The sequence below is a fragment of the Thermomicrobiales bacterium genome, from assembly GCA_041390825.1.
Lineage (GTDB): Bacteria > Chloroflexota > Chloroflexia > Thermomicrobiales > UBA6265 > JAMLHN01.
The window spans coordinates 44,802-58,293 of record JAWKPF010000015.1; the positions used below are offsets into that span (position 1 = coordinate 44,802).

The following is a 13,492-nucleotide window of genomic DNA, read 5'->3' on the forward strand; positions in this document are numbered from 1 at the left end:
ACTAGGCTCCTTCGACGCCGACCGGCGCGCCCGGCGGAGGGCCGGGACGCTGCTCTCTGTCAGCGGCTTCCTCCCGACCAGCCCAGGAGAGGAAGATATAGGTGATCCAGAGCAGATAGATGATGCTGCCCCCGACCCACATCATCAGTCCGGCAAGTTGCTGATCCATTTCCAGATCGATGCCGAAGATGCGCGGGACGCTGGCGTAGTAGTCGTAGAAGCCAGGGGCGGACATCGTGATAAAGGCGCCGACCAAGCCAGCCGGCAGGCTATAGAGAAAGAGATAGAGGCACTGCAACGGAGGCGACTGGATCTTCGGCCAGGCGGGCAACGGTCCCAACACGGGCCACCACGCGAGCAAAGCCGCAATGAGGAACGAGGCATGTTGCGCGATATGGATCGGTTCATGCCTCAGGGCCGCATCATAGGTCCCCGGGAAATGCCAGACCACCACGATGAACGTCGAAACGATCGCCGCAACGATCGGCCGTGTGAGGGACCAACCGATCCTGTTCGTGAAGCGATTGTTCGCAAGCGGCTGGAGCACCCATGCCGGGATGCCGACCAGGAAGAGCGGCGCCACCACGAACATGATGATCATGTGCTGAAACATGTGCGCCGTTAGCAGATAGAAGTCCGACCAGTCGTCGAGCGGAGGGCTAAGGGCGATCAGATAGGCAAGGCATCCGAGCAGAAACGACGCGGTCTGCCTGCCAGTGGTCTTGCGCTCTTCGCTCCCTGGGCGCCGCCGATTGAGCGGACCGGTCCAGAGGATATAGAGGGCCGCGAGCGCGAATGAGCTCAAAACGACCATGGGTTCCGGCGACCAGTCGCTGTGCAGCCACCCGGTCGGAGGAACCCCTGTGTGCAATGGAACGAAATCGAAGCTGGACATGTGAGACACGGCGCGCCGCGAGAGCAATTACCCGCGCGGCGCGGGAAGCGCATCAGTGATCGGCGCCGGCGATCAAGCGCAGGGCATAGTCGATCTGGTGCGTGCGCATGAGCGCGACCAGGGCCGCAACAATGGCAGCCGCCAGAATCAATCCGCAGATGAAGATGTAGCGGTACCGGTGATCGTCGACCTTGAGATGCATGTAGTAGCTGATGACGATGATGAACTTCGCCAGCGACATGATTGCCAGAGCCGGAACCAGGGCGCCGCTGTCATGGAACCACTGGATGTAGTAGATCGCCACTTCGGCGCTGGTGATCGCCACCAGCACGAGCGCGATCTTCACATACATTGCCTGGGTCAGGTGCTCCTGCCCCTCATCCTCGTGGGGAACCACCATTGCGTGATCGGCCATCAGTCGCTCTCCCTATCCCAATCCGATCAGCCGGAACCCTTGTTCCGCTTCGTGCGTCACCGTTTCGACCTTGTCGTACGGGATCAAGTAGACCAGGGTGAAAATGACGATCCAGACGATGTCGACGAAGTGCCAATAGAGACCAGCGATCTCCACGTTCATCGACTGATCCTGCCGGACGCCGCCACGCAGCGACACGATCACCAGCGAGATGAGCCAAATGACCCCGATGGTGACGTGGGCGCCATGGAAACCGGTGAGCGTGAAGAACGACATGCTGAAGATGTTGGTCGTCAGGCCGAGCCCCTCGTGATAGAACGAGGTGAACTCGAAGAACTGACCGCCAAGGAAGACCAGCCCGAGCGCGGCAGTGGCGCCGAGCCAGATACGCAAACCGCGCTGATTGCCACGCTGAATCGACGCCAGCGCAAGCACCATGGTCAGCGAGCTCATCAGCAGCACGAATGCGCTGATAGAGGTGTAGGGGATGTCGAGAATCTCATGCGGTACCGGGCCGACACCCTGTCCGGCTTCGAACATGCGCTCGGCGTCGCCGCGATAGATCATGTACATCGCGATCAACGAACCGAAGAACATGCAGTCTGACGCCAGGAAGAGCCACATCAGCAGCTTTCGGCTGTCCAGACCGGTCGAAGAAGGCGGGTGATCGGCATGCTCGCCATGCCCGATGTCTCCGGCCCCATGTGCGTGATCAAGGGTGGCAACTGCTTGAGCCAACGCGATTTCCTCCAGGTTCTCCCAGTGGCGCGGCGATCAGCCGATCGCGGCGCCAGCCGGCCTCCTCGAACTTAGCCTGCCGGCTCGAACGCCCATGCGTAGACAGAGATGATCAAGAGCCCCGCTCCAGCGGCGGCGACGATCGGCAGATGCAACAAGCCAATCGTGATCGCCGGGTCGTGGAAGAGCAGCCCGACTGCGAAGATGAAGAGTCCCAACGCTGCCAGAAGTGGGAAGTAGCTCGGGCTCGGCAGGTGCACATGCGGATGCGCAGCGTTCGCACGCGCCTGGATCTCCGCCGTGGTTGGCGTTTCGCTGGTCGGCACATGCGCGTGACCATGCTCGTCGCCGTACTTGTCCCACCAGAGCTGATCTCGATGCGTCACCGTCGGGATTGCAGCGAAGTTGTAGACCGGCGGCGGCGATGGGATCGCCCATTCCAGCGTGGCGGCATCCCACGGATCAGCAGAAGCGCGCTCGCCATGGCGAATCGTCCTCAGAACGTTCCAGAGGAAGACCAGGAACGAGAATCCGAGCACCAACGCTCCGAAGGAGACGACCGCGTTCCACATGCCCCAGCCACTGTCTTCCGCATAGGTGAAGTAGCGGCGCGGCATCCCGGCCAACCCGAGGAAATGCATGGGGAAGAAGGTCAGGTTGAAACCGATGAACGTCAGCCAGAAGTGCCACTTGCCGATACGCTCGTCGAGCAGCTTTCCAGAGAACTTCGGTCCCCAGTAGTAGATGCCCGCCAGCAGACCGAACATGGTTCCGCCGAAGAGGACATAGTGGAAGTGCGCAATGATGAAGTACGAGTCGTTTTGCTGCGCGTCGACCGGCACCACCGCGTGCATGACACCGGACAGGCCGCCGATCACGAACTGCGAGACGAGTCCCACCGCGAACAGCATGGCGGTTGTGAACTGGAGCGACCCTTTGAACATGGTCCCGACCCAGTTGAAGATCTTCACGCCAGTCGGAATCGCGATCAGCATGGTGCCGCCGGCGAAGATCGCATTGGCGGTCGGGCCAAGGCCGACCGTGAACATGTGGTGCGCCCAGACGCCGAAGCCAAGGAAGGCGATGGCGCACGTGGCATACACCATGACCGAGTAACCAAAGAGCGGCTTGCGCGAGAAGACCGGAATGATTTCCGAGACGATGCCGAATGCCGGCAAGACCAGGATGTACACCTCCGGATGGCCGAACACCCAGAAGAGGTGCTGCCAGAGGAGCGGGTCGCCACCGGCGGCAGCTTCATAGAAGCCGGTGCCAGCGAAGCGGTCGAAGGTCAGCAGCAGCAGGGCAACCGTAATTGCCGGGAATGAGAAGACGATCAGCAGGGAAACGATCAGGGTCGTCCAGGTGAAGATGGGCATGCGCATCATCTTCATGCCCGGGCAGCGCAGATTGAAGATCGTAACGATGAAGTTGAACGAGGCCGCCATCGACGCGACACCAAGAATCTGCAAGCCGAGCATCCAGAAGTCGACATTGCGGCCCGGATTCCACGTTTTCTCGGTCAGCGGCGCGTAGCCGTACCATCCCTGGTTCGGCGCTTCGTTGAAGAACCAGGAAATGTTGATAACAATCGCGCCGGCCAGGAAGACCCAGAAGCTGAACGCGTTCAATCGCGGGAACGCAACGTCGCGGGCGCCTATCTGCAACGGCATGATGTAGTTGAAAAAAGCAGATGTCATCGGCATCAGCGCGAGGAAGATCATCGTGGTGCCGTGCATCGTGAAGAGCTCGTTGTAGCGCTGCGCGCTTACCAGATCGTTCTCTGGCTTGGCCAACTGCGCGCGAATGACCAGCGCTTCCAGGCCACCCAGCAGCAGGAAGATGAAGGCGGAAACGCCGTACATCAATCCGATGCGCTTGTGGTCGATCGTGGTTATCCAACTCCATAGACCGGTATTCGGCTTGGTGATTGGCTGCGCCACGCTATGTGGTTGAGCGATCGACGCCATGATTCCGCTCCTGACTCCTGGTTCTGCTCGCGCGCCCGCGCCCCGGACACGCCTGGTCTTCCTCGATCGTACCGATTAGGGATTGGACGGAGTCACCTGCTCCGTGACACCTGGTTGCACCGGAATCTCGGGGCATCCTTCGGCCGGCTTCAAGCTCTCGAGATAATCGACAAGCTCCTGAATCTGCGCATCATCGAGCGTCCCGTCCTCGATCACTTCGCCCATGTAGACACCCGGTTTGATGGCGCCGGGATCGTCCAGCCACTTGGCCATGTTCTCCGGGGTATTTGGCAACACGCCAGCAGCGATCGTGGTGCGGCATCCCATGAGCGTGAGGTTTGGACCAGCGTACTTGGCCGGGCCCATCTCGCCGGTATCGGTGAGCGGCTCTTCCTCCAGACCTTCTGGCGCAATCGTGGCATTGGTGCCCTCGACCTGATGGCAGGCAAGGCAGAGTCCGAACGCGGCGGGAACCTTGGTCAGATCTCCATCGGGCACGAAGGCTTGGGACGCTTCGGACGGACCCGCTTTCCAACCGGCGGCCCATTGGTCGAAGACGTCCTGCGGCTGCACGATGACCTTGAAGCGCATGAGCGCGTGCGAATCGCCGCAGAACTCAGCGCACTGGCCGAAGTACAGACCGACGTTGTCCGTGTCGATTGGCAGCTTGTTCTCGTGCCCGGGCATCACATCGAGCTTGCCCGATAGCTGCGGAACCCAGAAGGAGTGGATGACATTGTTCGAGAAGAGTTCGAAGACGACCTTCTTGCCTTGCGGCACCACGATATCGTTGGCGGTGATCACACCGGCGGCCTCGCCCGTGTCATCGGTGTAGTGGACTTCCCACCACCACTGCTTGGCATACACCTGAACGGTGAAATTGCCTTCCTCCACCTCATCGGCATGGGCATAGATGGTGCGCACGGTCGGTATGAAGATCGCGAGAAGCACGATAGCCGGGATGATGGTCCAGATGACTTCCAGCGTCTTGTTGCCATGCAACTGCTCTGGCCGCTCGTCATTGGCGCGTCGGCGATAGCGCAGCACGGTATAGACGATCGCGATCTGCACGCCCACGAAGACGATGAGCGCCAGGAAGAAGACAAGTTTGTACAACCACTGGATATCGTCGGCTTGTGACGACTTCGGTGACAGCGTTGTGTAGGGACTCTCCGCGCCAACCGCGGGCAAGAGCACGCCGACTGCCACGGCGACAAGGACGAGCAGCGTCATCAAGCGCGTCAACGTTCGTCGGCGGCCGCCTGTTGATCCCCGGTGCATTGCTCCTCCCGTGCCTTCCCGCATCGACCCGATGGCTGCTGCGGATGTTCTGGTTACTCGACGTCCGACGAACTCGCGCCGCGCTGCAGCATCTCGTTCGAATTGGTTACCGATTTTCGACGCCAAGACGCGGAACTCGCCCCAACCGAGCCGCTTCATTTGGCGTGCACTGCAGCATCCTACACCGTATCAGCGACGCTTGTGCGCCGGTTTGCGGAGTGCAGCATGATCGATACGGCGCAGCATAGCACGTTTGCAGATCGGCTTCCTCTAAGAGGAGGCCAATGCAAAAATGCTACAATCCGGCGATGACATCGATGCCCCGCCGAGATTGCCACGCATCCGATTTCAGGCAATTGTAACGAAGTTTCCGGCGGGCTCCGCATTTCTCTCGGAGTTGACGTCGTGACCAGGAATGCTCGCACACCGCTCACCAGCCGCATCCTTGGGCTGATCGCCTTTATCGGCGGAGTCGTGATGGCTGCGGTTTCACTGCTGGCCGATTCGATCGGCGTCAGCGGTGGTGGTGAGGGACTTGGCTGGAAACAGCTCATCGGCGCCATCTTTGGTGGCGCTGTGGCGTTGTTGGGACTCAGTTCGCTCTTCCGGGGCAGCAGAGAAACCAGGGACGCCTGATCAACGGGCGGTTCCCGTCCGATCGAGACATCTGGGGTCGCGCCGCTGGAGCTTCCGGCGGCGCAATTTGCGCCCATGAGCGGGCCGGGCAACCCGGCCAGGAGCCAACAGTCTATGAGTCAACTCGCAACCAATGGCGTGATCGCGGAATACGAGGAGCGCGCCCGCACCGCGATCGCAAGCGCCGTTGCCGGGTTGGGATTGACTCCACGCGGGCCAATCGACCTCCGACCAGTACCCTTCACCGGCACCTGGGGTGTGGCCTCATCGATCAGCCACGCGCTCGCCGGGGAAGCCGCCGCAGCGGAGCTGGAGCGATCCGGCGCTCTCGAAGGACTCTCGAAGAAAGAAGCCAAGAAGCTGACCAGCGAGCGCGCTCGAGCGATCTCGCTCGAACTGGCCGAGCAGATCGCCGCTGAATTGCGGGCCAGCGGCGCGTTTGGCGCGGTCGACGCAGCCAACGGCTACGTGAACATCTCCTTCGACCCGATGGTCGTTGCCTCCGGACTGGTGAGCGAAGTGCTCACACGCGGCGATGCGTATGGCCGCGGAGCGCCCAGGACCGAACGGGTGATGGTGGAGCATTCCCAGCCCAACACCCACAAGGTCTTCCACGTGGGACACCTGCGCAATTCCGTGCTTGGCGTATCGGTCAGCCGCATCCTGGCTGCTGCCGGATATCCGGTCATGGAAGCAACGTATCCTGGCGATATCGGCATGCACGTCATCAAGTGCCTCTGGTGCTATGAGCGGTTCCACCTCGGTCAGGAGCCAAAGGACATCGAATCGCGGGGCGCCTGGATCGGTCAGGTCTACGCCGAATCGGACGCGCGACTGGAATATCGCAAAGACGTCATCGGGTTCCTGCAATCGATCATCAAGGACGACCCGGTCTTCGTCGAGGCCATCGACCGGTTGCTCAAGCTCCTCTGGCGGGAAGAAGCGAACAACGAAGACATCGCCTATCTGCTTGGCCGCTTCTCCTTTGGACAGGAGCTGAAAGACACCGACTTCCGGGACGATTCCACCATCGTCAAGTTCTGGCCAATCGTGGGGCAACAGCTCCGGCTGGAGTTGGAAAACGAAAAACCCTACGTCGAGGTCGAGGGTATCGCTCCTCCGGAAATGACACCGGGCGAGCGGCTCGACCGGTGGGAAGAGCTCAACCGGAACATCGCATGGTGGCCCCATGTGCCCGCATGGCGAGAAGAAGTCCGTCAGACGTTTGCCCGCTGGGAAGCGCAAGAACCGGCTCTGGTGGCGCTCTGGCAGGAAACACGGGAATGGAGCCTGACCGATTTCCGCCGCATCTTCGATGAGCTGGATGCGCATTTCGACGTCTGGTTCTTCGAAAGCGAAGTAGAAGAACCCGGCAAGGAAATCGTCAAGGAGTTGGTCGAAACCGGATTGGCGGAGATCAGCGACGGCTTGACGGTCGTCAAGATCGACGAAAAACTCGGGCTGACCGACCCGGTCTACCGCACGCTGCCCATCCTTCGCTCGGATGGCACATCGCTCTATTCGACCAAGGACCTGGCGCTGACCAAACGAAAGTTCGAGGAGTTTGGGATCGACCGGGCAGTCTGGGTCGTCGACGTGCGCCAATCGCTCTATTTCAAGCAGATCTTCAAGATCCTCGAACTCTGGGGATTCGAGCAGGCCAAACAGGCATATCACCTTCCCTACGAAATCGTCACGTTGCCAGAAGGTGTCATCTCCTCCCGCAAGGGACGCGCCCCCCTCTATGACGATGTGAAGGAAGCAGTGCTGCAACGGGCGCGGGAAATCATCGACGAGAAGAATCCTGAGCTTCCGGAGTCCTCGAAATCCGAGGTCGCCTGGCAGGTCGGCATTGGTTCCATCAAATACACGATGCTGGCGCGCGATAACAGCAAGGTCGTCGTTTTCGACCTCGACGAGGCGCTCTCATTCGATGGGCATGCCGCGCCATACATCCAATACGCCCATGCGCGCGCCTGTCGCATTCTGGAAAACGCCAGATGGGATCACGACGCGGCGGTCGGCAAGGCCGCGCTGGGCGAACTGTCGCTCGATTTCGGTGAGATCCATCCGGCAGAACTCGCGCTGCTGCAGCAGATCGCCGCGTTGCCAGAGGAAGTGCAGCGTTCAGCAGATCAGTATCGGCCGTTGTTGATCGCCAATTATGTCTATGAACTCGCCAAATCGTTCAACGACTTCTACCATGCCTGCCCGGTGATCCACTCGCAGGAGCCAGTGCGCAGCGCGCGGCTCGCGTTGGTGGACGCTACCCGTCAGGCGCTCGCGAACGGCCTGGGATTGCTTGCCATCGAAGCACCGAGCGCGATGTGAATGGGGTCCGGAGTCCGGTGTCCGGAGTCCGGGAAGTAGTTGCCCATCCCTGAAAAAACGCATTCCGCCGGTGGATCGATGTTGCTTGACCGCATGACCGCCGCGCCCCTGTGCTAGCATCATCGGACGATTCACGATCGTCCGATCACCAGCAAAGCAAGGCGGCCCGAACATGATGTTTCGATTGGTCCGGTTTTTCATCTTTTGGCTCACGCTTGGCCGCATCAAGTGGTTGATGCGGCTGAGTTGGGTATGGCGGCTCATAGTCTTCCTGGGAATCTCAGGCTGGCTCGCAAAGAAGCTGCGCAAAGCAATCGGACTCGACAAGAGCGCGAAGACCGATGTCGATTCCGCCTGGGCAGAAGCGCTGCGTTACACCCCATCTTCAGCAGCCACTGGTGTGGCGTACACGGCTCCACAAGCGAGCGAATCGCCAGTGACTCCGCAGCGTACCGCTCCGGTTGTCGAATCGCGCTCGGAAGTCACCGGTGTTTCAGTCGATGGCACTGAAGAAACGATCACTATCCATGAAGTGAGCGTGGAAGGGGAAACCGAGACGATCGTGCAAATTGCCGACGACGCCGGGAATGCCGAAACCGTGGTGACCAGTTCGACCACGGAAGATCTCGATCTCGCCAACCTCGGAGCACCGCCGACTGAGCAAGAGCAGCTCATCGACGAGATCGTCGAGGCCGAAATCGAGACCGAAGCGGCAATCGATGAGATTCTCGACACACTCGAGGCTGCTGAGCCCGATCTCCCGGAACCCGAGACCGAAGCGGCGCAGGCCGCTCCAAAGAAATCGCGATCCACGCGCAAACCCAAGCCTGAGCCGGTCATCGATCCGGATTGGGTGCGGGGCGATGGTTCGCACAATTGCCCGGAATCGCACCCGGTCAAGGCGAAGGCCAGCTCGATGATCTACTACGTTCCCGAGAGTGGGCACTACGATCGCACGATCCCCGATGTCTGCTTTGCCTCCGAGGTCGATGCGGAGGCGTCCGGATACCGAGCGCCGCGCCGCTAGGACGGCCAGGGCTGGCCATCGAGCGTGACGAACTCAGCAGCATCGAATATCGATGTCACGGGAATCCCGGCCGCAGCGTAGGCAGCGGCCGGGATTCCAATATCCGCCACGACGACGCTCCCTGCGTGAATCGGACCGCCCTCGACCAGCAGCCCAACTTTGGGCAGCCCGAGGGTGAGTGTGACGTCCGCGACGATCGACGAAGGAAAAGCGACTCCAGTCGTCGCATCGACGCCCGACGGCATGTCGATCGCCAAAACGCGCGCTCGGGAACGGTTGGCCGCCGCTATGAGATCCGCGGCCCGGCCCGAGGGCGCGGCACTCAACCCGAACCCAAACAGCCCATCGATGACGAGATCGACGTCGCTGAGATCGATTCGGTCAGCCGGACCAGCAATCGGCATGCCGAGCTTCTGACAGACGTGCAGATTGTGCGCTGCGAGTCCGCGATACTCGTCGGCGGGCTTGACCAGCCAACAACGCACATCGAACCCCCACCCGGCCAGGTGGCGCGCGCAAACTAATCCGTCGCCGCCATTTCCTCCGCTGCCACAGAGCACGGCCACCGGACCAGCAGGCTGCAGGATTCTCGCGACGCGCGCAACGGCCCGGCCCGCGATCTCCATCACCTGCAGCAATTCGAGTCCGCATACCTCGACCATCGCGTGGTCGACCGCGGCCATTTGCGATCCGGTCACGAGCGGCAACGTGGACAAGCGTTCCATAGGGTGATCCTACCCCGAGACAACAAGAAATGCCGCGACCAGGTGGCCACGGCATTTCTCGTTGGGTTCGACCGGGGAGAGGGCGCTGCCCGGCCGGGCAGATGTCGTTTCTGCGAACTCCATCGGAGGTGCAGCCGATGTACTTGAGTTCCTCATAACTTTATACAGATATGATTGCGTTGTCAAGGGCAGAACACGGGAGGTTCGCGATGCGACGTGTCGGAGACCGGGCACATGAGGAATGCGATACTTCGGCATCACATTCGGCCTCGTCCAGGCAAGGTTTCCTCATCCTCCGATGACTGTTCCATCTCGTTCGGCGCTTCCCCGGCCATTCACGTCGCTGCCCGCCGGATTCGCGAATATCTCGACCTTTGTTCGTCCTTTCGTCTGATCGGAGTCGTGACCGAAGCGATCGATGCCACTGCAAGCCTGCTCTCCGAGCTTGGTGACCACGAAGCCGGGGCGCTGCTCTTCGGAGCAGCAGAGCGCCTGAATGAGGAAACGGGCAATCCGTCGACCTTTCCCGAGCGTCCAATCTATGACGCTGCGCGCGCGCTTGCCCGTACCGCGCTCGGGACAGAACGCTATCTCGAACTTCATCGCGAAGGAGAGCTTCTTGCCCTCGAACCTGCGCTCGCCCTGACCCGCACCCATCTGGAAACCATCGAACACGGCGATGCTGCCCCGCTGCAGGGTCGCGCGCGGCGTCCGTTGACCCCGCGCGAGCTGGAAGTGCTGCAACTGGTGGCGGTTGGCTTGACAGACCGGGAGATCGGTGACCGGCTCTTCATCAGCTACCGAACAGCCCGCACCCACGTCAGCAACATCCTGGAGAAACTGGATGTGCCGAGTCGATCGGCCGCCACTACGCTGGCGCTCCGCGAGGGGCTGATTCGTTTGGACGATATGAGCTAGCGTCTGCTTCCCGTATCGGATGCGATACTTCCCAGCCGTTCGTTCGACCCGTTCCCCAGGGGCAAACTGCACCGTTTCATGATTTCGATCCCCTCGCCCAACCTGCCGGTTCCGTTCACCACGCTGGTTGGACGAGAGCATGACATCGCGGCCATCGTCTCGCGCTTGCGCGCGGCAGACAGTTCGATTCTGACGCTCGTAGGTCCAGCCGGTGTCGGCAAGACGCGGCTTGCGATTGCGGTTGCCGAGCGGATGCGCGACGAACTACCGGACGGCGTCGTCTACATCGACCTCTCCACCATGACCGACGCGTCACAGGTGATTCCCGCCGTCGCAAGCACGATCGGACTGCCCGAAGAAGCCGGCGCCTCGAGCCAGCTCGCCTCCTACCTGTCCGATCGTGACATCCTGCTCGTATTGGATGGCTTCGAACAGGTACTCGATGCTGGATCCGCGCTGAATGCCTGTTTGGCTGGCGCGCCGGGCGTGCGCGCGCTGGTCACCAGCCAGGCGCCGCTCCGCGTGCGCGGAGAGCATGCATTCACTGTCGAGCCGCTCTCCCTGCCTCCCACGATCACCGCCCAGGATGCGGCCACAGCCGATCTGGCGGAGATTGGCGCCATTCCGGCTGTGCAGCTCTTCGTTGCGCGGGCGCAGGTCGCCCGTCCGGGTTTCGCGCTTACCGCGGGAAACATGCCGGCGGTCGCCGCCATCTGCCGATACCTCGACGGTGTGCCGCTGGCCATCGAACTGGCCGCGGCGAGGAGCAATGTGCTCTCGCCAGAAGCGCTGGTGAACCGCCTGGGCGCTTCGCTACAACTCCTGCGCGGCGGTCCTCGCGATGCTCCGAATCGACATCAGGCGCTCCATGCCGCGATCGAATGGACGTATGGGCTGCTCTCTCCGCAAGAGGCGCTGCTCCTCGATCGCCTTTCGGTTTTTTCCGGGTCGTTCTCGCTCTCGGCCGCGGAAGCCATTGCCGGCAACGCGCCGATCTCCTTCGCGCCTTCGATCTATGTCGATCCCAATCAGCCGCCCCCACCGGAAGACGATCTCCTCGATTGGTCCGACGTTTTCGATCTGCTCGATGGGTTGGTCGATCACAGTCTGGTGCAGCGGGTGGAGTCGAACGACGACGAACCCCGCTTTCGGCTCTTCCAGACGATCCGGCAGTTCGCTGCGGCCAAACTGGCCGAACGGGAAGATACCGAGCGCACTGCCTTGCGCCACGCCACCTGGTTCCACGCGCAAGCGGAGAGCGCCTGGATGGCGAATGGCGTTCCAGAGCTGGAACAGGACTGGCTCGACCGTCTCGATTGCGACTACGAGAATCTGCGGTCAGCACTCGACTATCTGGCAGACACCGATCCGGCCACCGGAAGCACCTTTGCGGCCGCGTTGGTCTGGTATTTCTACATCCGCGGGCATCGCATGGACGGAATCCGCGCGATGCAACGTCCGCTAGGGCGTTTCGATCCAGCAACGTTGCTCCCCATGGCGCGTGCCCGAAACGACTTTGCGCTGGGCAACCTGCTGGCGCTCTTTCCGCAAACGAAGCGGGAAGGAGTCGCCTATCTGGAGCGAGTGCTCGATCAGTTGCGGACGCTCGGCAATGAATGGGGCGCCGGCTACACGTTGCTCTCGCTCGCGGCACTGACGGAGGACGAAGGGAACTACCAGCAGGCGCTGGCATACATCGACGAAGCGCTGCCGTTGCTGATCGCAGTGGGCGATACGCCCACCCTGGCAAACGTACGGTTTCATCAGGCGGTCAATCTTTTCGGGCTCGGGGAGCTGGATCGCGCCCGGGAGCTGGCGAGCGGGGTCGCCGACGTCCCCATCCAGGACGCCGGCATCAACATTGCCTATGCCACTCACTTGCTCGGGATGATCGAACTGGCGGAAAGCAACATTGGCGCCGCGGCTCGGCAGTTCCGGACGGCACTCGATTTCTCGCTGGAGCACCAGATCGTCGGCACGGCAACCGAGCTCATCGACGCCGCCGCCAGCGTCACTGCCGCCAGTGGCGATCTGGAGCTCTCCGCCCGGCTCTTCGGCGCGGCCGACCGGCTCAATCGGGAAACCGGCAATCCAATCACACTGCCAGAGTCGATCTATTACAGCAACGCGAGAGATCACGTTCGGGAAACCATGACCGTCGCCAGATTCAACGAGCTGCAGGCGGCCGGAGCTGCGATGTCGCTCGACCAGGGATTCGCTTTGGCGCGTACCGCGCTGGAGGCAATCGCCCTCACTTCCCAAGCGGAGATGGTGGCCGAGCCGGACCACTCCAGTGTCAGCACTCTTGGCTTGACCAACCGCGAGATCGAAGTCTTGCGGTTGGTGGCAATGGGTCTGAGCGATCGCGAGGTTGGTGACCGGCTCTTCATCAGTCACGGCACAGCCCGTACTCACGTACGCAATATTCTCGGCAAACTGGGAGTCCATTCACGCACGGCCGCAACCAGTGTCGCGCTCCGGGAACGGCTGATCGGGCCCGATCGCTAGGGTCCGCTCCAACGCACCCGTCATCGCACGCTGCCGGACAATGCGATA

Annotated in this window: 11 protein-coding genes; 5 read left to right on the forward strand and 6 right to left on the reverse strand. The window is 61.4% G+C overall.

Features of this window, described 5'->3' with window-relative positions:
• Position 1: 1 nt before the first annotated feature.
• From R2855_09565 to coxB, 5 genes are all read right to left on the reverse strand, one after another.
• Positions 2–814 carry a cytochrome c oxidase assembly protein gene (locus R2855_09565; GenBank protein ID MEZ4531266.1) on the reverse strand — a complete coding sequence of 271 codons (813 nt, stop codon included), beginning with the start codon at positions 812–814 and terminating at the stop codon, positions 2–4.
• A 133-nt stretch (positions 815–947) separates the two neighbouring features.
• The gene (locus R2855_09570; protein ID MEZ4531267.1) at positions 948–1,310 is read right to left on the reverse strand and encodes a cytochrome C oxidase subunit IV family protein; all 363 of its coding nucleotides are present in this window, start codon (positions 1,308–1,310) and stop codon (positions 948–950) included.
• A gap of 12 nt (positions 1,311–1,322) precedes the next feature.
• A complete protein-coding gene (locus R2855_09575) occupies positions 1,323–2,048 on the reverse strand; it encodes a heme-copper oxidase subunit III (protein ID MEZ4531268.1) in 726 nt (241 codons plus the stop codon).
• A 71-nt stretch (positions 2,049–2,119) separates the two neighbouring features.
• Positions 2,120–4,018, reverse strand: coding sequence for a cytochrome c oxidase subunit I (ctaD, locus tag R2855_09580; GenBank protein ID MEZ4531269.1), 1,899 nt, complete (start codon positions 4,016–4,018; stop codon positions 2,120–2,122).
• Between the two features lie 75 nt (positions 4,019–4,093).
• Positions 4,094–5,251: a cytochrome c oxidase subunit II gene (coxB, locus tag R2855_09585; GenBank protein MEZ4531270.1), complete on the reverse strand. Its 1,158-nt coding sequence runs from the start codon at positions 5,249–5,251 to the stop codon at positions 4,094–4,096.
• A gap of 453 nt (positions 5,252–5,704) precedes the next feature.
• Here coxB and R2855_09590 point away from each other — a divergent pair, with 453 nt between their 5' ends.
• The 3 genes from R2855_09590 to R2855_09600 all read left to right on the forward strand — a co-directional run bounded on the left by R2855_09590 (position 5,705) and on the right by R2855_09600 (position 9,293).
• The gene (locus R2855_09590) at positions 5,705–5,935 is read left to right on the forward strand and encodes a hypothetical protein (protein MEZ4531271.1); all 231 of its coding nucleotides are present in this window, start codon (positions 5,705–5,707) and stop codon (positions 5,933–5,935) included.
• Positions 5,936–6,049: 114 nt separating this feature from the next.
• Positions 6,050–8,266, forward strand: coding sequence for an arginine--tRNA ligase (gene argS, locus R2855_09595; protein ID MEZ4531272.1), 2,217 nt, complete (start codon positions 6,050–6,052; stop codon positions 8,264–8,266).
• A 172-nt stretch (positions 8,267–8,438) separates the two neighbouring features.
• The gene (locus R2855_09600) at positions 8,439–9,293 is read left to right on the forward strand and encodes a hypothetical protein (protein MEZ4531273.1); all 855 of its coding nucleotides are present in this window, start codon (positions 8,439–8,441) and stop codon (positions 9,291–9,293) included.
• Here the strand turns inward: R2855_09600 and R2855_09605 are convergent.
• Positions 9,290–10,018 (reverse strand): NAD(P)H-hydrate epimerase, encoded by a 729-nt coding sequence (locus tag R2855_09605; protein ID MEZ4531274.1) that lies wholly within the window; start codon positions 10,016–10,018, stop codon positions 9,290–9,292. The genes R2855_09600 and R2855_09605 overlap by 4 nt on opposite strands.
• 402 nt (positions 10,019–10,420) lie before the next feature.
• Between R2855_09605 and R2855_09610 the strand changes: the two genes are divergently transcribed.
• Together R2855_09610 and R2855_09615 are read left to right on the forward strand one after the other, a co-directional pair.
• The gene (locus R2855_09610) at positions 10,421–10,936 is read left to right on the forward strand and encodes a response regulator transcription factor (protein ID MEZ4531275.1); all 516 of its coding nucleotides are present in this window, start codon (positions 10,421–10,423) and stop codon (positions 10,934–10,936) included.
• A gap of 78 nt (positions 10,937–11,014) precedes the next feature.
• Entirely contained in the window at positions 11,015–13,444 is a 2,430-nt protein-coding gene (locus R2855_09615; protein MEZ4531276.1) for a LuxR C-terminal-related transcriptional regulator, read from the forward strand.
• Positions 13,445–13,492: the final 48 nt, after the last annotated feature.